Source organism: Streptomyces sp. Y7 (assembly GCF_043195415.1).
In the GTDB taxonomy this organism is placed as follows: domain Bacteria; phylum Actinomycetota; class Actinomycetes; order Streptomycetales; family Streptomycetaceae; genus Streptomyces.
Window position 1 is genome coordinate 1 of sequence record NZ_JBIDDQ010000039.1, and the last position, 19,486, is coordinate 19,486.

The following is a 19,486-nucleotide window of genomic DNA, read 5'->3' on the forward strand; positions in this document are numbered from 1 at the left end:
GGTGGAGGGGGGGGGGGCGGGGCCCCCCCCCCCCCCCACTTCCGTTGCGGGCACGGCCTGCGTCAGGCGGGCACGGAGATCACGTCGTACGTCGTCTCCGGTGTCGGCGTCGTGGTGAAGCGCGCGTTGGGCAGGTAGAGACGGCCCTGGTACGCGGCCACCGTGGTCGGCACGTCGAACCGCGGGTCGGTGATGCGGCGCCGGAACACGCCGCTGCGGCCGTCGGGGGCGAGTTCGAGGACGTCGATGGCGTTCTGCCGGTTCTGGACGACGTACAACGTCCGCCCGATCAGCAGCAGTCCGTCGCCGTTGGTGAGCGGCGTCGCGCCCCCGAGGTCGACGAGTTTCGTGACGCCGGTGCGCGGGTCGACCCGGTGCAGCCCGCCGGCCCCGGACTGCACGACCAGCAGTGCGGAGCCGTCGGGAGTGCCGGTGATGCCGTTGGCGTTGACGACCTCGCCTGCGACCTGGCTCCAGTCGCCGCTCAGAGTGATCGTCACGATGTCGTCGGCGTCCGGGAGTTGGCCGTGCCGGCCGAGCGGCAGGGCGTACAGCGCGGGCTGGAAGGAGTCGGTGAACCAGGCCGCGCGCCCGGTGAGGAACACGTCGTTGGCGAAGGTCGGGGTCGCCGAGGTCAGCGCGTAGGAGGCGAGCACCTCGCCGCTGCGGGCGTCCACCACGCGGGCGCCCTGGCCGCGTCCGGCGACGAACAGGCGTCCCCGGTGGTCGATCTTGAGGCCGACCGAGGGGGTGCCCGGTCCGGCCGAGATGATCGAGCCGTCGCCGGTGCGCAGGTCGGCGCGGTAGAGGGAGCCGTCGCCGAGCGAGCCGAGGTAGGCGTACGGTCCGCCGCCGATGGCGATGCCCTCCGGGCGGAAGCCGTTCGGGAGGTGGAGCACGGTGGGGCGGCGCTTTCCGGCCGCGGCGGCGGGGGTGCCGGCGGCCGCGACGAATGCGGCGCCGGCGGTCGCGGCGCCCGTCGTGAGGAGTCTCCGGCGGGTGAGGTGACGTGCGAAGGAGCGGTGTTCGGGGGCCACGGTGCGTCCTTCCGCTGACAGGACCGGCCGACAGCTGGTCCAACGGTCAACTGACTCCCCCACCCCACCACACGCCCGGCGCCCCCGCAGCCGAGGACGGCGTCTCGACAGGGACTGGACAGCATCCGGCCGGATTATGGCGTGACATCTGTTTCCGGACGGATTGCACACGTTGCCCAGTTCAACTTGTTCTCAAACCATGTTGACGAAAAGGCTCTGGACGGACCGGCCGCCGCGTGCTTGGTTGTCCACCGAAGGCGCGCCGCACCACCCGCACTTGGCAACCCCAGGACCGAAGGGAGCGGCAGACCATGACCGACCAGGGACAGCCGGCGCAGGGCCCGGGAGCGGCCGGGCCGGGGCCCGACGGAGCGGGATTCACCTACCGAGGAGCCGAACCTGAACTGATCGTCGTAGCCCGTCCCGAGGCCCGGCTGCGGGCCCGGTCCGAGGGCGTCCGGTCGGTCGCGGGCGCCGACGTGACGGCTCTCAACATGTTCCTCAGCGACGAACAACTCGCGCTGGAGCCGCTGTTCGGCAGCGAGGAACGGCTGCAGCAGGCCACGGACGCACAGGACGTGCCCGACCTGGCCCTGTTCTACCGGGTGCGCGGCCGGCTCAGCCGCGCCGAGGAACTGCGGGCCCGTATCGCCGCGTTGCCCGGGATCGACACCGCGTACGTGAAACCGGGCGCGGTGCCGGCCGGGCTCGGGCAGGTCGGGGAGGGCAGCGGGCGTCTGAAGGAGGGCGCGCCGGTCACGCCCGACTACAGCGGCCGGCAGGGCTATCTGCGGCCGGCGCCCGAGGGCGTGGACGCGCACTGGGCCTGGCAGCGGCCGGGCGGTGCCGGTCAGGGCGTGACCGTGATCGACGTGGAGGGCTCCTGGCAGCTGGGCCACGAGGACCTGGCGGGCAAGCTGGCCGGGGTCGTCGTCGGCACCCCGCTGACCGACCTGGCCTGGCGCAACCACGGCACCGCCGTGATCGGCGTGATCGGCGGCGACCGCAACGACCACGGCGTCACCGGCATCGTGCCGGAGACGGTGACCGCGGCCGCGTCCTTCCACGGCATGGGCACGGCGGCCGCGATCCACGCGGCGGCCGACCGGCTCGGCCCCGGCGACATCGTGCTGGTCGAACTGCAGCGCCCGGGGCCCCGGTTCGAGTTCGCTGACCGCGACGACCAGCGCGGCTACGTCGCGCTCGAATGGTGGCCGGACGACCACGCCGCGATCCGCCACGCCACCGCCAGGGGCGTGCTGGTCGTGGCCGCCGCGGGCAACGGCGGCGAGTCCCTCGACGACGCGGTCTACGAGCGCCGCCCGGACGAGTTCCCGGAGTGGTGGCGCAACCCGTTCAACCCGTCCAACCCGTCCTCGGGGGCGGTCCTGGTCGGCGCGGGCGCCCCGCCCCCCGGGACGCACGGCCGCGATCACGGCCCGGACCGCTCCCGGCTCTCGTTCTCCAACTACGGCGCCCGGGTGGACGCGCAGGGCTGGGGCCGCGAGGTCACGACCACCGGCGGCTTCTGGGACCGGCCCGGCGACCTCCAGGGCGGACCCGAGGAGATCGCCTGGTACACCGACACGTTCTCGGGGACGTCGTCCGCGTCCCCGGTGGTGGTCGGCGCGCTCGCGGCGCTGCAGGGCATGCTCAGGGCCGCGGCCCAGCCGCCGATGTCCCCCGAGCAGGCGCGCGCGGTGCTGCGCGCGACGGGTTCCCCGCAACAGGACGCGCCGGGCCGGCCGTCCTCCCAGCGGATCGGCAACCGGCCCGACATCAGGGCGGCGGTGACCCATCTGGTGCCGCAGGCGGTCGGCTCCGGCCTCGCCGAGCGGTACTGGGACGAGTTGCTGCCGTATCCGCGCGAACTTCCGCCCCGGCTCCGGCTGTTCGTGGCCGGCGAGTGGCGGAACCTGAACCATCCGTCCCCCGAGATCCGCCAGGCGGTCCACACCGCCTTCGCGGGGGGACGGCCGGAGGTCCGAGTGTGGTTCTCGGACGACGAGATCGTCGGCCTGGTGATCACCGGCTGACGCAGCCCATCACATCAAGGGAAGGTGACACCCGTATGAGCACCACCCCGCAGATGAGTCACATGGGACAACAGCAGGGCCAGCAGTTCCCGAGCACGTCGCCGTACCAGCAGCCCTTCGGGCAGCAGCAGGGCTACGGCCAGCAGCAGCCGTACGGCATGAGCGGATCGCTGGAGCAGCTCCAGCAGCTCGGCCGGCAGCAGCCGTTCCAGCAACTGCTCCAGCAGCTCGGCCAGCCGCAGGGCTACGGGCAGCAGCAGAGCCACGGTCAGCAGCAGATCCAGGGGCAGGGGTTCCAGGGCGAGCAGCAGCAACAGCAGGTCGAGCAGCAGGTGCTGCACCTGATGCAGCAGGTCACCCAGGCCGCCGTACAGCAGGCGCCGCAGGCCGGTGTCGCGGACGGCTACATCGACATCGTCCAGCCGCAGCCGGGTCAGCCGTCGCAGATCTTCCTGCGCATCGACAACGTGTTCCGGGTCTTCAGCAACCCGAGCCCGCTCACCCATGAGCAGGTGCAGCAGGCCTTCACCTTCGGCCACCAGGTCGTCGGCGTCTGGGACAGCAACCAGCCGCTGGTCCTGCGGAGCATCCAGATCCGCAGGATCTGACCGGCCGCAGCCGCACCACGGCCAAAGGGGCGCTTCCTCCCGCGCGGGAGGAGGCGCCCCTCTCTTGTGCCTCTCGTGTGCGGACCGCTACAGGGCCACGCCCAACAGCGCGTCCACGGCCCGTGAAACGACTCCGGGCGCGCCGATGTCCGTGCCGCCCTCGGCCTCCTGCGTGGCCGCCCAGCGGTCGACCGCGGCGAGCGCGGCCGGGGCGTCGAGGTCGTTCGCGAGGGCGTCGCGGATCTCCTCGACGAGCGCTTCCGCGGCCGGTCCGTCGGGCCGGGACACCGCGGCACGCCAGCGGCCGAGGCGGTCCACGGCGTCCTGGAGCACCTGGTCGGTCCACTCCCAGTCGGCCCGGTAGTGGTGGGCGAGGAGGGCGAGCCGGATGGCGGCCGGGTCGACGCCGTCCCGGCGCAGCTGGGAGACGAAGACGAGGTTGCCCTTGGACTTGGACATCTTCTCGCCGTGCAGGGCGACCATGCCCGCGTGGACGTACGCCTTGGCCATGGGGAACTCGCCGGTCAGCACCTGGGCGTGCGAGGCGCCCATCTCGTGGTGCGGGAAGGCGAGGTCGGAGCCGCCGCCCTGGACGTCGAAGCCCATGCCGAGGTGGTCGAGGGCGATGGCGACACACTCGATGTGCCAGCCGGGCCGGCCGCGGCCGAGCGAACCGCCGTCCCAGCTGGGCTCGCCCTCGCGGGCCGCCATCCACAGCATCGGGTCGAGCGGGTTCTTCTTGCCGGGCCGCTCCGGGTCGCCGCCGCGCTCGGCGGACAGCAGGCGCATCGCGGCGGCGTCGAGGTTCGACACCTTGCCGAAGTCGGGGTCGGACTCGACGGAGAAGTAGATGTCGCCGTCCAGTTCGTAGGCGGCGCCCGCCTCCCGCAGTCGCTCGACGAGCGGGACGATCCCGGGTATCGCCTCGACGGCGCCGATGTAGTGGCGCGGCGGCAGCATGCGCAGCGCGGTCATGTCCTCGCGGAAGAGGGCGGTCTCCTTCTCGGCGAGGGCCACCCAGTCGATGTCGTCGCGCTGCGCCCGCTCCAGGAGCGGATCGTCGACGTCGGTGACGTTCTGGACGTAGTGAACCTGCCGCTTGGTGTCGAGCCACACGCGCTGCACGAGGTCGAACGCGTTGTAGGTCGCCGCGTGCCCCATGTGGGTCGCGTCGTACGGCGTGATGCCGCAGACGTAGATACGGGCGACGGGACCGGGGTCCAGGGTGACGAGACCCTCGGTCGCGGTGTCGTGGATCCTCAGGTCGCGGCCCTGACCGGGCAGGGCGGGGACCTCAGAAGCGGGCCAGGCATACATGTCATGAGCCTAACCGGACGGATGTTCCGTACACGAACCGGACCGGGCCGGATGGCCGGGGAGGCGTTCTTGCGCGACACGGGACATTGTGCTGCGGGGCCGGGAAGGCCGCCGGGGGGACGGCCGTGCCGGACGGACGGGCGTGGACGGGCCGGCGGGGGCCGCTAGACGGGTGGCCAGGGAATGGCCGGCCACTCCCCGCTCGGCTCGGGATGCGTGCCGGAGGCGAGCAGGGCGTCCACCCGCGCGCGCGTGGCGTCCACCTCGGCGGCGGTGATCAGCTCGGTGAGCCGCACGGCGAGCGCGCCGCCCTCCTTCAGCCCTTCCCGCAGGGTCGCGAGCACCTCGACGGCCTCTTGGGTGAGCGGCTCTCCCGCCCAGCCCCACAGCAGCGTCCGCAGCTTGTTCTCGGCGTTGAAGGTGACGCCGTGGTCGATGCCGTAGAGCCGGCCGTCCTCCGTGGGCAGCAGATGGCCGCCCTTGCGGTCGGCGTTGTTGATCACGGCGTCCAGTACGGCGAGGCGTCGCAGCCGCTCGTCGTCGGCGTGCACGAGCAGGGCCGTCCTGCCCTCCCCGACCTCGGCGAGGCCGATCGCCTTCCAGCCCGGTTCGGGCTCCTCGCCGTCCACCAGCGCGAGCAGCTCGGTCTCGGGGGTCACGTCGATCCACAGCTGGCACATGCCCTCGCCGTACGGCCCGTCGCGCAGCACGGTGGGCGGGACGAGTCCCCAGCCGGTCGCCTCGGAGACCTCGTACGCGGCGACCTCGCGCTCGGCGAGGGTGCCGTCGGGGAAGTCCCACAGCGGCCGCTCACCGGCGACCGGCTTGTACACGCAGGTCGCCTCCCGGCCCTCGTGCGTGACGGTGCAGTACAGGGCCGCGTTGGACGCCTCACGGATGCGTCCGCGCACCGTCAGCTCACCCTCGGTGAGCAGTTCCACCGAGGTCACGCTCCGCGGCGGTATCCGTTCTGGCGCGGACATACGTGTCCTTCCGGGTCGAGCGGGAGGCTGCACAGCGGACACGGCGGCCGCCCGGCGTTGACGACGTCCAGGGCGCGCTTGGCGAAAGCCCTCGCCTGCGCGCCGGTGAGCCGGACCCGCAGCATCGGGGGACCGTTCTCCTCGTCCTGGAGCAGCCGCTCCTCGGCCTCGGCGAGGTCCTCCTCGGAGTCGGCGTCGAGCTCCACGAGGGCCTGCGCCTCGACGATCATGCGCTGTTCCTCGCCGTCCCAGGCGAGCGCCATGGTGCCGACGCGGAACTCCTCCTCGATGGGGGTGTCCAGCGGGCCGGTGTCGGAGACCTCGCTGGGCGCCATCGCGGGGACCGCGGCGCTGCCGCCACTACGCCGTACGACCTCGTCGAGCAGTTCGTCCATGCGCTCGGCGAGTGCGGCGACCTGGGTCTTCTCCAGGGCCACGCTGGTCACCCGGGAGCCGGCGACGGCCTGGAGGAAGAACGTACGGCGTCCGGGCAGTCCTACCGTGCCGGCCACGAAGCGGTCCGGGGGGTCGTAGAGGAACACCTGACGGGACACGTCCTGTCTCCATTGGAATCGTGGGTACGGCGAATCGTGAGTTCGGCGACTCGTGACTGCGGCGATGTGCGGACCGCTTCACCCTACTGCGCCCGACGATCACGGTGCGCCCGCGCCGCCCCCGACCGTCGCGTCACCGGCCGGCGGTTCCTCGCGCGGGGCGAGGGACGCCAAGTCGCCGGTGTCCCCGAGCCGTACGAGGAAAGGCCTCAGGCGGGTGTAACGGATCGCGGTGATGGAACACGGTTCAACGGAAATCCTCTGGAAGAGGTCGAGATGAAGACCGAGTGCGTCCGCCACGAGGGACTTGATGATGTCGCCGTGCGAGCACATCACGTACACGGCGTCGGCACCGTGATCGCGCTCCACGCGCGCGTTCCACTCCCGTACCGCCTCCGCGGCCCGGGTCGCCATGGCCCGCATCGACTCCCCGCCGGGGAACGCCGCCGCCGACGGATGGGCCTGCACGACCTCCATCAGCGGCTCGTCCTTGAGGTCGGCGAGCTTGCGGCCGGACCAGTCGCCGTAGTGGCACTCCCCGATCCGCTCCTCGGTGTGCGCGGTGAGTCCGGGCCGGGCGTCCAGGAGCGGCCGGATCGTCTCCTGGCAGCGCTGGAGGGGGCTCGTGACGATCTCGGAGACCGGCAGCGCGGCGAGCCGTGCGGGCAGTGCGGCGGCCTGCTCGGCCCCGCGCTCGTCGAGGGTGACGCCGGGGGTCCACCCGGCGAGCACTCCCTCGGTGTTGGCGGTGGAACGTCCGTGCCGGACCAGGATCAGCGTGGGCATGCCGCCCAGGGTAGGCGCACGACGGGGTGCGTCCGGCGGCCGAGGGCGGGAGAATACGCTCCGTGATCGTCGACTGCGCCATCTACCGGGACGGGCGCCGTACGGAGGGGCCCGCGGACTTCTCCGACGCCCTGGATCTGTGCCGCCTCCAGGACGACGCGTTCGTCTGGATCGGTCTGTACGAGCCGACGGAGAAGGAGTTCGACAAGGTCACCGAGGAGTTCGGGCTGCATCCGCTGGCCGTGGAGGACGCGCTGAACGCGCACCAACGGCCCAAGCTGGAGGTGTACGACGACTCGCTGTTCATGGTCCTCAAGCCGGTCGGCTACGAACCGAAGAGCGACATCGTCTCCTCGGGTGAGGTCATGGTCTTCATCGGCGACTCGTTCGTGGTGACGGTCCGGCACGGCGAGGAGGCGCCCCTGGGGGTCGTGCGGGCCCGTCTGGAGCACGAACCGGAGATGCTGCGGCACGGCCCGACGGCGGTGCTCTACACGATCGCGGACGCGGTCGTCGACCACTACGTGGACGTGGCGGGCGAGTTGGGCACCGACCTCTCGGAGCTGGAGGCGGAGGTGTTCTCGCCGACCGGCGGCGGGTCCCGGCACACGGCCTCGCGCATCTACGCCTTCAAGCGGCAGATCATGGAGTTCCGCAAGGCCACCGGCCCGCTCGCGCAGCCCGTGTCCCGGCTCGCGGGCGCCGGCCCCATCGGTGCGCGGGTGCCGTTCGTGCACGACAAGGCGCAGCCCTTCTTCCGCGACGTGAGCGACCACCTCACGCGCGTGAACGAGGCCGTCGAGGGTCTGGACCGGCTGGTCTCCGACGTCCTGTCGGCGCATCTCGCGCAGATGAGCGTCCGGCAGAACGACGACATGCGGAAGATCTCCGCGTGGGCGGCCATGGCCGCGGTCCCCACGATGATCGCGGGGATCTACGGCATGAACTTCGAGCACATGCCGGAGCTGCACTGGACCGCTTCGTATCCGGTGCTGATCCTGGCCATGGCCGCCATCGAGGTGCTGCTGTACCGGCTGTTCAAACGCCGGGGCTGGTTGTAGCCGGGCCGTTCGGGGGCGTCAGGCGAACTCGGGTGCCGAGGTGGCCGGGCCGCCGAGGGCGTCGCGGCGTTCCGGCATCGACAGGGACACCATCTTCCGCCAGCCCGCGAACCGCTCCCAGGCGTACACGGCGTGGATGCCCGCGGCGAGCGCGGCGGCCTTGGCCCGCGGCCAGCCGAGGATGCGGCCCATGTGGTCCATGACCGCGAGGCTGACGTCCCGGTAGACGCGGATCTCGGCGAGGGCGCACTCGCGCAGGGCGGCCTGGATGAGCCGGCCGTGACCGGCGGCCGCGAAGCGGAGCAGTTCCTCGTGCGTGTAGGCGAGGTGGTTGTCCTCGTCGTTGGAGATCATCCGGACGGCCTTGCCGATCACCGGGTCGTCGGCGAAGAAGTTGCGGAGCATGATCATCTGGTCGGAGGCGCGTTGCTCGGTGACCCGGCTGTGCGCGAGGTAGGTGATGATGTCGTCGACCGAGAGCGGCTTGTCGGCCTTGAGTTTCTCGTGGGCGAGGCCGATGCCGTGCTTCTCCAGAAGCATCGTGTAGTCGGTCTCGGGCGGGACGGGGACGGGTTCGAGGCCGCGCTTCTTCAGCAGGGCGTTGAAGATCCGCCCGTGCTTGTCCTCGTCCGCGCCGTGCCGGGTGATCTTGGGGGCCATGGCGCGCTCGCTGTCGGGGACGAGCGCGGCGATGCGCGCGTTCTCCCAGCCGCCCTGCGACTCGCCGCTGGCGGCGATCGAGCAGAACAGCCGGAAGGACTCGTCGTTGTCGAGGATCTCCTGGAACAGACTCTTGGCCGAAAGCATCGTGGGGCACCTCTCTCAGGACGCCGCAGGATTCCGCAAAGAACGAGTCAAATGCGGAGAGAGAGCCGCTGCAACAGCTGAGTCGGACAACTGCGCCAAAAGAATGACCATCGGGGTCACGACGGGGGCGTAACCGGGTGGGCACGCGCGCGTTGTTCTGCGTGACGGCCGTGGCGGGGAAGACCCCCGAGCCCCCACCACGGCCGCAGAACTTTCCCGGCCGGTACGGCCCCTCGGCTCACGCCAGTCCGGCGCGCTCCAGGGCCTCGCTGCCGGCGCGCAGGGACGCGAGCCGCTCGTCGAGCGTGAAGCCGGCCGGCGCGAGGGACAGGGTGGTGACCCCGGCGGCGGCGTAGGCCTTCATCCGGTCCGCGATGCGGTCGACGGAGCCGAGCAGCGTGGTCTGGTCGATCAGGTCGTGCGGTACGGCGACCGCGGCCCCCTGCTTGTCGCCGGAGAGGTACTTGGTCTGGATCTCGGCGGCTTCCTTCTCGTACCCCATGCGCTGGGCGAGCTGGTTGTAGAAGTTCTGCTTGGGGCTGCCCATGCCGCCGACGTAGAGCGCGGTGTAGGGGCGGAAGGTGTCGGCGAGCGTGGCCACGTCCTTGTCGTCGCCGACGGCGAGCGGCAGGGTCGGGCAGACGTCGAACCCGTCGAGGCTCTTGCCCGCCTTCTCTCGTCCGGCGCGCAGGTGCTTGACGGTGGTCTCCTCCAGGTGGTCGGCGGAGGGGAAGATCACCAGGGCGCCGTCGGCGATCTCGCCGGTCTGCTCCAGGTTCTTCGGGCCGATGGCGGCGATGTACAGCGGGATGTGCTCGCGCTGCGGGTGCACGGTCAGCTTGATCGGCTTGCCGGGGCCGTCGGGCAGCGGCAGCGTCCAGTGCTGCCCCTCGTACGTCAGGCGCTCGCGGGTCATCGCCTTGCGGACGATCTCGACGTACTCACGCGTGCGTGCCAGCGGCTTGTCGAACTTGACGCCGTACCAGCCCTCGGAGACCTGCGGTCCGGAGACACCGAGGCCGAGGCGGAAGCGGCCGCCGGACAGGGAGTCCAGGGTCGCGGCCGTCATCGCGGTCATCGCCGGCTGGCGGGCCGGGATCTGGAAGATGGCCGAGCCGACGTCGATGCGCTCGGTCTGGGCGGCGACCCAGCTGAGCACGGTGGCCGCGTCCGACCCGTACGCCTCGGCGGCCCAGCAGACGGCGTAGCCCAGCCGGTCGGCCTCCTGCGCGACGGCGAGATTGTCCGCGTCCATTCCGGCACCCCAGTAGCCGAGGTTGATCCCGAGCTGCATGGCCGATCCCCTTACCGATCAGTAACGTCCCTTTGGGCCAGACCTTAGCGCGGGGGGCCTCTCGCGGGGAGGCCGATGTGGCGGGCGTCGCCCGACTGCCCCCGGGCATCGCCGGTGACGGTCCGGGAAACTGGTCATCCACAGGCCCCCACATGGCAGGTTCTGGCCAGTAATCTCGGCGTTCATGGAGCAGAGGCATCTCGGCCGCACCGGCCTGCGCGTGTCCCGGATCGGGCTCGGCACCCTCACCTGGGGCAGGGACACCGACGAGCACGACGCGGCGGACCTCTTGAAGACGTTCTGGGAGGCGGGCGGCACCCTCGTCGACACGGCGGACGTGTACGGCGACGGGGAGGCCGAGTATCTGCTCGGGCGGCTGATGGAAGGGCTGATCCCGCGGCGGGACCTGGTCATCTCGACGAAGGCGGGCAGCGTGCCCGACCCCGACCGCCGCTTCGACGGCTCGCGCGGTCATCTGCTCTCCGCCCTGGACGCCTCGCTGGCCCGGCTCGGCACGGACTACGTCGACGTCTGGCACATCCACGCCTTCGACCCGTACACCCCGCTGGAGGAGAGCCTCCAGGCGCTCGACCTCGCGGTCAGCAGCGGTCGGGTGCGCTACGCCGGTGTCTCCAACTTCTGCGGCTGGCAGCTCGCCAAGGCGGGCACCTGGCAGCTCGCGGCGCCCGGGATACGCACCCGGCTGGCGAGCACACAGCTGGAGTACTCACTGCTCCAGCGCGGTGTGGAACGCGAGGTGCTGCCGGCCGCGCTCGACCTCGGCATCGGCATGCTGCCCTCGTCGCCGCTCGGCCGGGGCGTGCTCACCGGGAAGTACCGCAACGCGACGCCGGCGGACTCGCGCGGCGCCTCGGAACATCTGGCGCCGTTCGTCGCGCCCTATCTCGACGACACGGCGAGCCGGATCGTGGACGCCGTGCAGACGGCGGCCGACGGGCTGGCCGTCTCCCCGCTCCAGGTCGCTCTCGCCTGGGTCCGTGACCGGCCCGGTGTGGCCGCGCCGGTCATCGGCGCGCGCAACGCGCAGCAGCTCACGGCGGCGTTGTCAGTGGAGGCCCTTACTCTTCCTGACGAGATCTGCCGGGCGCTCGACGACGTGTCGGCGCCCGTGCACCGCTATCCCGATCACGACTGGAGCACGCTGTGAGCACGGAGCCACCCGAGACCACGGAGAACACGGAGCCGGGGACGCCGGGGGCCGCGGCCCAGGAGGGGGCCGCCGCTGCGAGTGCGGGAGGCGACGGCACGAACGGCACGCCGGAGGACGGCGAGCAGGTGACCGGGGCCGCGCCGGACAGCGCCGACGGCGAGGGCTCGCAGAGCGCGGCACAGCAGTCGGAGGCGGAGGCCGAACTGGCCGCCCAGCGGGTCGAGCGGGAGCGGATCGAGCGGCGCAAGGCCGAGAAGACGGCGCCCGTCGACAGCGGGGCCAAGCTGAGCGGTCAGGCCGCCGATCTCCTCGCCGCGGTACGGGCCGTGGAGAGCGGCGCGAAGCCCGCGGCGACCGTCTTCAGCGAGCCGGAGACACCTCGACGCCCGGCCCCGGAGCCGGCCCGCCGGCCGCAGCCCGCACCGGTGCCCGCCGCGCCCGCGGCCCCCGCGTCACAGACCGTGGAGTCCGTGCGGGGCGTGCTGACCGAGGGCGGCGCCCCGGAGGCGCTCGCGGCGCAGGCCGCCGCCGCGCTCGGCGAGGGCGCCGCCGACCAGCTGCGGGCGGATCCCTGGCAGTTGCTGCGCGTCGGCGGGGTACGGCCCGAGCAGGCCGACGGGTTCGCGCGGGCGCTGCTCGGCGCGGAGTGCGGGCCGGACGACGAGCGGCGCGGCCGGGCGGTGGCCGTCTGGCTCCTGGAACAGGCGGCCCTGGCCGGACACACCGCCCTCGAACTTCCCGTGCTCACCGCCGCGCTGGCCAAGCAGGGCGTGCCGGACGCCGACGCGGCCGTGCAGAACACCCTGGCCGAGGGTGAGGCGTTGGCCTTCCAGGACGCCCTGGACGAGCCCGGCGCCCCGGCCCGGCGGAACGAGGAGACGGAGGAGGACGAGGAGCGCCCGGTTCGTGTCCTCGTCGGCCTGGAGCGGTACGCCCTCGCGGAGGAGAGCCTCGCCGACGGGCTGGGCCGCTTGATCAACTCGGCGCCCGAGCAGGACGGTTCCGCCGAGGAGTGGGACCGGGCGGCAGGACGAGCGGGTTCCGCCGCCGAGCTGATCCGGGCGGTCGCGGCGAACGGCCTGGTCCTGCACACCGGTGGGGAGGCCTCCCGCGCCGAACCGGCGGCGCTGCTGCGGGCCGCGCAGGCGCTCGGACTGCGTGCCTGGGCTGCCGTGCCCGGCCCGCCCGGCACGGAGCGCTTCTCGGCGCTCCTGAGCGGCGCCGGCCCCGCCGTGGCGGATTCGGTGCCCGGTGTCGCCACCGTGGCCGGGCTGCTGTCCGGCTCCGAAGGGCCCGGCCGGGACACGGACGGGGCGTTCGACCTCGATCTGCTCGTCGTGCTCGACGCCCCCCAGCTGGACGTGGAGACGGCCGCGCTGCTCACCGAGTCGCTGCCGGACGGGGCCCGGCTGGTGCTCGCCGGGGACCCCGGGGTGTTGTGGTCGGCGGGGCCCGGGCGGGTGTTCGCCGATCTGCTGGCGGCGCGGGTCTGCCCGCAGATCGCCTCGCGCCTGCCGGATCCCGGCCCGCTGGGCGAGCTGGTCTCGGGGGTCGGCATCGGTGAGCTGAACCAGGTCGAGGCGCCCGGCAAGGAGGTCGTGATCGTGCCCGTGCGGGACGCGGGCGAGGCCGTGCACCGCACCGTGCAGCTCGTCGCGGACTCGGTGCCGCGGGCGATCGGCGTCCCGGCGGAGCAGACCCAGGTGATCACACCGGGCCACGGCGGCGCGGCCGGCACGCGTGCGCTCAACGCCGCGCTCAAGGAGCGGCTCAACCCGGGCCCCGGCCGCTTCGGCGGCTTCGACCCCGGTGACCGCGTCGCGTACTCCCCCGCGCCGGGCCGTACCGTGCCCGGCCAGGTCGTGAAGGCCGACGCGGAGGGGCTGCACCTGTCCTGCGCGGGCGAGGCCGTGGTCGTACCGAAGGAGCGGGTGGAGCAGGCCGTGCGGCACGGCTGGGCGCTGACCGCCCACCAGGCGGCGGGCGCACGCTGGCCCGCGGTCGTCGTGGTCCTCCCCGGCGACGCGGCCCAGGCCCTGAGCCGCCCCTGGATCTACACGGCCTTCAGCCGCGCCGACCGCCACCTGTCGGTGGTCCACGGCGTCGAGCAGGCCCTCGCCCACGCGGTCGCCGAGATCCCGGCCAAGCCGCGCACGACCCGCCTGCCGGCGCTGCTGGCGCCGCAGCCGACGGCGGCCGGCTGACACGGCGGTCCTGGACGCGCGACGGCGGCGGTCACGGCGCCACCGCCCCGTGACCGCCGCCGTCCGGCAGCCTTCCGCCGTGTCTCAGCGATCCACGTCCAGCCTTTCGCCGTGTCTCAGCGATCCGCGTCCAGTGGTTCGAGGTCGTCCTCGTCGAGGTCGGTGTCGAGTTCGTCCTCGATGTCGTCCTCGGCGTTCACCGCGAGCCGCCTGCCGGGGTCGTCGTCCGTGTCCTCCTCGTCGAGGTCGTCGTCGAACACCGTGCTGACGTCGAAGCGGCAGACCACCTGCTGCGGGTCGACCCCCTCGAAGGGCGCCTCCAGCCATTCGCCGGGGTCGGTCTGGTCGTCCGCGGCGGTCACCCAGAGCGTGGAGTCACCCTCCTCCAGTCCGAACTCCTTGTGCCGGGAGGCGATCTCGTCCGGCTCGAACTCGCCGAACAGGATGCCCAGCGCCCCGTGCACCGTGCCGGAGGCGTCGCCGTCCGCACCGTCGTAGTCCGCCGCCTCGACCCGCTGGGCCTGGGCCAGCAGCCGCTGCGGCTCCGCCACGGCGTAGTCGCGGCGGATCAGCACGCTCAGCGCGTTCGGTTCCTCGGGGCCCGTGTACGGCGGCAGCGCGTCCTCCGTACCGGGGATCTCGAAGGGTGTGACCTCGTCGTAGCGGTCGTAGAGCAGCTCGTCGTAGGCCTCGGCGGCCGCGGCCAGCTGGTTGAACGCCTCGTAGACGGCCGGGTCGTCCTCCCCCGACCGGCGTTCGACCGCGGCCAGATGGCGGTCGAGCGCGGTCTTGACCGCCTCGGCGGCGGCGCGTACCTCGGCAGCGGTGGGCTGCACAGCATCAGACATAGTGCAGACGCTATCCGTACCGGGCCCCAGCCCGCACAATAGATGCGATGCCGGAATACGAATTTGTCGACGTGTACGTACCGCGCGGGGTCTCCCGCAAGGACGCCACACGCCTGCTGACGGACCATGCCGAGTACGGACACTGGGAGTTGGACCGCCTGAGCCTGCTGCGGGACGGAAGCCGCAGGGTGCGGTTGCGCCGCCGGATCATCCGGCAGGTGCGGGCCACGTGGTGAGCTGAGGCGCCGGACAGGAGTGACACGGAGCGGGCCCCGCCTCGGCGGGGCCCGCTCCGTTCGTACCGGAGGTCAGAGCCTCCTGGTGCGATGCCCTACTGCGACTGCCGTGCCTTGCGGTACAGCACCGCTCCCGCCAGCAGCGCTCCCGCGCCGACCGGAAGGACGAGGCCCAGCGGCATCTCACTGCCGGTTTGGGCCAGCTCCGCGTCGCCCCCGGGCTGGGTCACGAAGTGCGCGCCCGGCTGGTTCGGGGTGGAGGAGCCACCGCCCGGGGTCTCGCCGCCGGTGCCGGGCGGCGTGCTCGGGGTACCGGGCTGGTTCGGCTCTCCCGGGTTGCCCGGATTACCGGGGTTACCGGGGTTCCCCGGGTTTCCGGGCTCCCCAGGATTGCCCGGGTTTCCGGGGTTACCGGGGTTTCCAGGATTCCCCGGGTTTCCGGGCTCTCCCGGATTCCCGGGCTCTCCCGGATTGCCCGGGTTACCGGGGTTCCCCGGATTTCCCGGGTTACCGGGGTTGCCCGGCTCCCCCGGCGCGTGGTGACCGCCGCCGTTGCCGCAGTCGTTGCCCGTGCTGGGGTTGCCGATGCCGATGACGTCGACGCTGTTGCCGCACACGTTGACCGGCACATGGACCGGGACCTCGACGTGATTGCCGGAGCCGACGCCGGGCGAGTCACTGGCGTGGCCGTCGGCGGACGAGCCCCCGCCGCCGTGGGAGCCGCCGTGGCCGCCCTGGTTGGTGCAGCTGTTGCCCATCGCCGGGTTGAGCACCCCGACCACGTTCACGGTGTTGCCGCAGACGTTGACCGGCACGTGCACCGGCACCTGCACCGTGTTGCCCGACAGCACGCCGGGCGAGTTCACGCTGGAGCCGTGCGCGCCGGCGCCGGTCGCGTGGGCCGTGCCGCCCGCTGCGGCGATGACGCCGGTCGCGGCCGCCACGGTCATCAGGCCCTTGCGGGTGACCTGTCGCATTTGCTGAGTACCTGCCTTCGACCTTGTTCCGAAAGGACGACGTCGGACATTCGACCGACGTTCCGTAAAGGCCGGTCGGCCCCGGAGCGCATGGCGCGCGCTCCGGGGCCGACGGGCTCAGCCCCGGTTCACGGGGCGAGGCACAACGTCACTTGTTGATGCAGGTGTTGCCGAAGGCGGGGTTCAGCAGCCCGATCACCGAGATCGTGTTGCCGCAGACGTTCACGGGGACGTGAACCGGAACCTGAACCACGTTGCCGGACACGACACCCGGGGAGTGCACCGCGGCACCCTGGGCACCGGAGTCGGCCACGGCCAGGCCCGCGCCCGCGAGAACCAGCCCACCGGTGGCAGCCGCAGCGGCGACGACCTTCTTGATCATTATTCCTCCTTGTTGGCAATGCGATCACAAGTAGCTGATCGCATCACCTGTAACGAGGAGGAATTAATAGGGCTACGACCCTATGAGCGGGTTCACTCTCCCCAGTCACGGACAGTACGTCTGGACGATTTCTGGACGGTCCCGCCGACGGGCCGTTCAGGAGGCGTCGATGAACCTGTCGAGTACACGGACCCCGAACTTCAGCCCCTCCACCGGGACCCTCTCGTCGACGCCGTGGAACATGCCCGCGAAGTCCAGCTCCGGCGGCAGCTTCAGCGGGGCGAAGCCGAAGCCGCGGATTCCGAGGTCGTCGAAGGACTTGGCGTCCGTGCCGCCGGAGAGCATGTAGGGGATGGCCTTGGCGGCCGGGTCCTCGGCGACCAGGGCGGACTGCATGGCGTCCACGAGCGCCCCGTCGAAGCTCGTCTCGACGGCCTTGTCGGAGTGCACGTCCGCACGCCTGACCTTGGGCCCGAGGATCTTGTCGAGGTCGGCGAGGAACTCCTCCTCGAAACCGGGCAGGAAGCGGCCGTCGACATGGGCGGTGGCCTCGCCGGGGATGACGTTGACCTTGTAGCCGGCGCCGAGCTGGGTGGGGTTGGCCGTGTTGCTGAGGGTCGCGCCGATGAGCTTGGCGATGCCGCCGAGCTTGGCGAGGGTGCCCTCCATGTTCTCCGGGTCCAGTTCGGTGCCGAGCGCGTCGCCGAGCTCGTCGAGGAAGGCCCGGGTGGTCTTGGTGACCCGCACCGGGAACCGGTGCCGGCCCAGGCGCGCGACCGCCTCCGACAGTTCCGTGATCGCGTTGTCCCGGTGGATCATGGAACCGTGCCCGGCGGTGCCCGCCACGGTCAGCTTCATCCAGTGCATGCCCTTCTCGGCCGTCTGGATCAGATAGAGCCGTCGCTGCTCGCTCACCGTGAACGAGAAGCCGCCCACCTCGCTGATGGCCTCGGTGACGCCCTCGAAGAGGTCCGGGTGCTTGTCGACCAGGAAACGCGCGCCGAACTTGCCGCCGGCCTCCTCGTCGGCGAGGAACGCGAGGACGATGTCCCGCGGGGGCCTGCGGCCGCTGCGCAGCCGGTCACGGACGACCGCGAGGGTCATCGCGTCCATGTCCTTCATGTCGACGGCGCCACGCCCCCACACACACCCGTCGGTGACCTCGCCGGAGAAGGGGTGGTGGGTCCAGTCGTCGGCGTTGGCCGGTACGACGTCGGTGTGGCCGTGGATGAGCAGCGCGGGCCTGGAGGGGTCCTCGCCCTGGATGCGGGCCACCGTGGAGGCGCGCCCCGGGTGCGACTCGAAGATCTGCGGTTCGAGGCCCACCTCGGCGAGCTTCTCGGCGACGTACTCGGCCGCCTTGCGCTCACCGGGTCCCGAGTGGTCGCCGTAGTTGCTGGTGTCGATCTGGATCAGCTCGCGGCAGAGGTCCACGACCTCGTCCTCGCCGGTGACGTTCCTGGCCGTGTCCGTCTCGCTCACGCTGCTTCCTTCCGCGCGGTCGCTGCTGGTGGTCCCCCTCATCCTCCCCCCGACCGCGGCGCTGCCCAAGACCGGCCGGGACCCGTCACACGCCGTTCACGTCGCGACGGGGGGTGATCGGGCACTCCTCGAAGCCTGGTAATGTTTCCTCTGTCGCCGCGGGGGAAACCCCGCACGACAGACACCTTGTCCGGGTGGCGGAATGGCAGACGCGCTAGCTTGAGGTGCTAGTGCCCTTTATCGGGCGTGGGGGTTCAAGTCCCCCCTCGGACACCAGCTGAAACCCCTGTCAACCAGGGGTTTCTTGCTTTTCCGGGGTTCCCTGGGCGCGTGTGCGGCCGTCGGCCGCGAGCAGGGCGATGATCGCGAGCGCCGCGAGCAGGATGATCACCAGGATCACGACCGTCCAGACCGTGGGGTTGTTCCACAGCGCGAACACCAGCGTGATCAGCAGCAGGACACCCACGGTGAGCCACTTGCGGTTGTCCTGGGTCCAGGTCCCGGCCCGTCCCGTGGTGACACCGTGCGACTCCGCCCAGCGGGCGGTGGTGTCTGCGGCCCGCTCGCTCCAGCCCCGCACCGCGCGCGGGAGCCGGCCCGGACCGACGAGGTAGGCGCCGAGGGCGACGACCACACCGAGCACGATCACGGTCCGCAGGGTGACCTTCAAGAAGCGCAGAAGGGTGTCGAAGACCGAGGCCGCCGCCGGCTCGGACAGGATGGTCGGCGGCAGGTGGTCCAGGTAGTAGCGGCGGGCGACGACGAGGGCGATGGCCACGACGAGACAGCCGAAGGCCGCGCCGAGGGCCGCCTTGGCCAGCGCGCGGCGGCGCCGGCGGGCCAGCAGGACGCCCGCGGCCCCGAGCACCACGGTGATCACCGGCATCCAGTAGCCGGCCAGGTCCAGCGCGTGCGCGGCGTCCTGGAACTGGTCGAGTTCGTCGGACTTGAACAGCACCACCTGTTTCTCGACGGCCGGGATCTTGGAGGCCGGTTGCACACCGGCGTCCACCAGATCCTTCTTGACCTGTTCCACGGCGGTTCCGACGTCGAGGGTCACGGTGCCCTCCTCGACGCCGACCGCGCCGCGGCCCTTGCCCGTGAGGGCGTGCACCACGGCGGAGTGGGCGGTGCGGTTCGCCGTGACCCACAGCTTCTCGAACCGGTCGCTCTCCACGAAACGCTTCGCCACCCGGTCCGCCACCGCGTTGGCGGCCTCGTCGACCTGGGGGGCCAGCGCCTTGACGGCGTCGGCCGCGCGGGGCGGCAGTCCTTGCGACTTCAGCCAGTTCGAGATGTCGGTGGTGATCTGCTTGCCGTTCACGCGAACGTCCACCGCGTCGACGAGCCGGTGGCGCACGGCGTCCTCGATGTCACGGTCGGTGGCGAGCGGCTTCATCGTCTTGACGTAGCGGTCGGTGTCGAGCGCGATGTCGTGCACCCACACCGTGATCACGGTGACGGGGACGAGGACGCACGCGAGGACGATCAGCACCGCCGAGGCCGTGCTCCGCACGATCTTGCCCGCGCGACCTCCCTGTGGTGGGTTCGACATCCGCCCTCCGGGATGGGACACCGGCCGCGACCCGCCGCGGCTCGTGTCCATTCCCGCCCAACACGAGGGTTCCGGCATCCCGTGATGGGCCATCCGGACGCTGGGTCGACCTGATGGTCACGGACTGTGTGGGCGAAGTCTCCTTCGG

18 protein-coding genes and 1 tRNA gene are annotated in these 19,486 nt (G+C 71.9%); 7 read left to right on the top strand and 12 right to left on the bottom strand.

Annotated features, from left to right (window positions below; all coding sequences use genetic code 11):
* Positions 1-62: 62 nt before the first annotated feature.
* Entirely contained in the window at positions 63-1,037 is a 975-nt protein-coding gene (locus ACGFW6_RS42505) for an SMP-30/gluconolactonase/LRE family protein (RefSeq protein WP_393522366.1), read from the bottom strand.
* Positions 1,038-1,348: 311 nt separating this feature from the next.
* Between ACGFW6_RS42505 and ACGFW6_RS42510 the strand changes: the two genes are divergently transcribed.
* Positions 1,349-3,073, top strand: a complete 1,725-nt coding sequence (locus ACGFW6_RS42510; RefSeq protein ID WP_393522369.1) for a S8 family peptidase — start codon at positions 1,349-1,351, stop codon at positions 3,071-3,073.
* Between the two features lie 35 nt (positions 3,074-3,108).
* Positions 3,109-3,681: a hypothetical protein gene (locus ACGFW6_RS42515; protein WP_393522372.1), complete on the top strand. Its 573-nt coding sequence runs from the start codon at positions 3,109-3,111 to the stop codon at positions 3,679-3,681.
* An 87-nt stretch (positions 3,682-3,768) separates the two neighbouring features.
* Here ACGFW6_RS42515 and mshC read toward each other — a convergent pair whose 3' ends face one another.
* The 4 genes from mshC to ACGFW6_RS42535 all read right to left on the bottom strand — a co-directional run bounded on the left by mshC (position 3,769) and on the right by ACGFW6_RS42535 (position 7,321).
* Positions 3,769-4,998, bottom strand: coding sequence for a cysteine--1-D-myo-inosityl 2-amino-2-deoxy-alpha-D-glucopyranoside ligase (gene mshC / locus ACGFW6_RS42520; RefSeq protein WP_393522375.1), 1,230 nt, complete (start codon positions 4,996-4,998; stop codon positions 3,769-3,771).
* A gap of 164 nt (positions 4,999-5,162) precedes the next feature.
* Positions 5,163-5,981: an SCO1664 family protein gene (locus tag ACGFW6_RS42525; protein WP_393522378.1), complete on the bottom strand. Its 819-nt coding sequence runs from the start codon at positions 5,979-5,981 to the stop codon at positions 5,163-5,165.
* Positions 5,945-6,535, bottom strand: a complete 591-nt coding sequence (locus ACGFW6_RS42530) for a DUF3090 domain-containing protein (RefSeq protein ID WP_393522381.1) — start codon at positions 6,533-6,535, stop codon at positions 5,945-5,947. The genes ACGFW6_RS42525 and ACGFW6_RS42530 overlap by 37 nt, the downstream gene beginning before the upstream one ends.
* A gap of 99 nt (positions 6,536-6,634) precedes the next feature.
* Complete coding sequence (locus ACGFW6_RS42535; protein WP_393522384.1) at positions 6,635-7,321, bottom strand: histidine phosphatase family protein; 687 nt, start codon at positions 7,319-7,321, stop codon at positions 6,635-6,637.
* 62 nt (positions 7,322-7,383) lie between these two features.
* Between ACGFW6_RS42535 and corA the strand changes: the two genes are divergently transcribed.
* Positions 7,384-8,382 (top strand): magnesium/cobalt transporter CorA, encoded by a 999-nt coding sequence (gene corA / locus ACGFW6_RS42540; RefSeq protein WP_393522387.1) that lies wholly within the window; start codon positions 7,384-7,386, stop codon positions 8,380-8,382.
* An 18-nt stretch (positions 8,383-8,400) separates the two neighbouring features.
* Here corA and ACGFW6_RS42545 read toward each other — a convergent pair whose 3' ends face one another.
* Together ACGFW6_RS42545 and ACGFW6_RS42550 are read right to left on the bottom strand one after the other, a co-directional pair.
* Positions 8,401-9,189: a ferritin-like domain-containing protein gene (locus ACGFW6_RS42545; RefSeq protein WP_393522390.1), complete on the bottom strand. Its 789-nt coding sequence runs from the start codon at positions 9,187-9,189 to the stop codon at positions 8,401-8,403.
* A 238-nt stretch (positions 9,190-9,427) separates the two neighbouring features.
* Positions 9,428-10,483: an LLM class F420-dependent oxidoreductase gene (locus ACGFW6_RS42550; RefSeq protein ID WP_393522392.1), complete on the bottom strand. Its 1,056-nt coding sequence runs from the start codon at positions 10,481-10,483 to the stop codon at positions 9,428-9,430.
* Between the two features lie 184 nt (positions 10,484-10,667).
* On the opposite strand from ACGFW6_RS42550, the gene ACGFW6_RS42555 reads away from it, so the two are divergent.
* Complete coding sequence (locus ACGFW6_RS42555; RefSeq protein WP_393522395.1) at positions 10,668-11,651, top strand: aldo/keto reductase; 984 nt, start codon at positions 10,668-10,670, stop codon at positions 11,649-11,651.
* Positions 11,648-13,858: a helix-hairpin-helix domain-containing protein gene (locus ACGFW6_RS42560; RefSeq protein WP_393522398.1), complete on the top strand. Its 2,211-nt coding sequence runs from the start codon at positions 11,648-11,650 to the stop codon at positions 13,856-13,858. The genes ACGFW6_RS42555 and ACGFW6_RS42560 overlap by 4 nt, the downstream gene beginning before the upstream one ends.
* A gap of 116 nt (positions 13,859-13,974) precedes the next feature.
* On the opposite strand, the gene ACGFW6_RS42565 is transcribed toward ACGFW6_RS42560, so the two are convergent.
* Positions 13,975-14,706 (bottom strand): hypothetical protein, encoded by a 732-nt coding sequence (locus ACGFW6_RS42565; RefSeq protein ID WP_393522401.1) that lies wholly within the window; start codon positions 14,704-14,706, stop codon positions 13,975-13,977.
* 47 nt (positions 14,707-14,753) lie between these two features.
* Here ACGFW6_RS42565 and ACGFW6_RS42570 point away from each other — a divergent pair, with 47 nt between their 5' ends.
* Positions 14,754-14,942: a DUF5703 family protein gene (locus ACGFW6_RS42570; RefSeq protein WP_005485166.1), complete on the top strand. Its 189-nt coding sequence runs from the start codon at positions 14,754-14,756 to the stop codon at positions 14,940-14,942.
* A gap of 95 nt (positions 14,943-15,037) precedes the next feature.
* On the opposite strand, the gene ACGFW6_RS42575 is transcribed toward ACGFW6_RS42570, so the two are convergent.
* The 3 genes from ACGFW6_RS42575 to ACGFW6_RS42585 form a co-directional block, all read right to left on the bottom strand.
* Entirely contained in the window at positions 15,038-15,919 is an 882-nt protein-coding gene (locus tag ACGFW6_RS42575) for a chaplin (protein WP_393522403.1), read from the bottom strand.
* Positions 15,920-16,067: 148 nt separating this feature from the next.
* Complete coding sequence (chpH, locus tag ACGFW6_RS42580) at positions 16,068-16,301, bottom strand: chaplin ChpH (protein ID WP_329508865.1); 234 nt, start codon at positions 16,299-16,301, stop codon at positions 16,068-16,070.
* 156 nt (positions 16,302-16,457) lie between these two features.
* Positions 16,458-17,783 carry a M20/M25/M40 family metallo-hydrolase gene (locus ACGFW6_RS42585; protein WP_393522407.1) on the bottom strand — a complete coding sequence of 442 codons (1,326 nt, stop codon included), beginning with the start codon at positions 17,781-17,783 and terminating at the stop codon, positions 16,458-16,460.
* Positions 17,784-17,971: 188 nt separating this feature from the next.
* Between ACGFW6_RS42585 and ACGFW6_RS42590 the strand changes: the two genes are divergently transcribed.
* Positions 17,972-18,059: transfer RNA gene (locus tag ACGFW6_RS42590), tRNA-Leu, on the top strand.
* 13 nt (positions 18,060-18,072) lie between these two features.
* Here ACGFW6_RS42590 and ACGFW6_RS42595 read toward each other — a convergent pair.
* Positions 18,073-19,338 carry a hypothetical protein gene (locus tag ACGFW6_RS42595; protein WP_393522409.1) on the bottom strand — a complete coding sequence of 422 codons (1,266 nt, stop codon included), beginning with the start codon at positions 19,336-19,338 and terminating at the stop codon, positions 18,073-18,075.
* Positions 19,339-19,486: the final 148 nt, after the last annotated feature.

Bases quoted from the DNA above. Each gene is read 5' to 3' on its own strand.
- ACGFW6_RS42525 (WP_393522378.1), bottom strand. From the start codon at position 5,981: ATGTCCGCGCCAGAACGGATACCGCCGCGGAGCGTGACCTCGGTGGAA.
- ACGFW6_RS42515 (WP_393522372.1), top strand. From the start codon at position 3,109: ATGAGCACCACCCCGCAGATGAGTCACATGGGACAACAGCAGGGCCAG.
- ACGFW6_RS42570 (WP_005485166.1), top strand. From the start codon at position 14,754: ATGCCGGAATACGAATTTGTCGACGTGTACGTACCGCGCGGGGTCTCC.
- ACGFW6_RS42535 (WP_393522384.1), bottom strand. From the start codon at position 7,321: ATGCCCACGCTGATCCTGGTCCGGCACGGACGTTCCACCGCCAACACC.
- ACGFW6_RS42555 (WP_393522395.1), top strand. From the start codon at position 10,668: ATGGAGCAGAGGCATCTCGGCCGCACCGGCCTGCGCGTGTCCCGGATC.
- ACGFW6_RS42565 (WP_393522401.1), bottom strand. From the start codon at position 14,706: ATGTCTGATGCTGTGCAGCCCACCGCTGCCGAGGTACGCGCCGCCGCC.
- ACGFW6_RS42575 (WP_393522403.1), bottom strand. From the start codon at position 15,919: ATGCGACAGGTCACCCGCAAGGGCCTGATGACCGTGGCGGCCGCGACC.
- ACGFW6_RS42550 (WP_393522392.1), bottom strand. From the start codon at position 10,483: ATGCAGCTCGGGATCAACCTCGGCTACTGGGGTGCCGGAATGGACGCG.
- chpH (WP_329508865.1), bottom strand. From the start codon at position 16,301: ATGATCAAGAAGGTCGTCGCCGCTGCGGCTGCCACCGGTGGGCTGGTT.
- ACGFW6_RS42510 (WP_393522369.1), top strand. From the start codon at position 1,349: ATGACCGACCAGGGACAGCCGGCGCAGGGCCCGGGAGCGGCCGGGCCG.
- ACGFW6_RS42595 (WP_393522409.1), bottom strand. From the start codon at position 19,338: ATGTCGAACCCACCACAGGGAGGTCGCGCGGGCAAGATCGTGCGGAGC.
- ACGFW6_RS42545 (WP_393522390.1), bottom strand. From the start codon at position 9,189: ATGCTTTCGGCCAAGAGTCTGTTCCAGGAGATCCTCGACAACGACGAG.
- mshC (WP_393522375.1), bottom strand. From the start codon at position 4,998: ATGTATGCCTGGCCCGCTTCTGAGGTCCCCGCCCTGCCCGGTCAGGGC.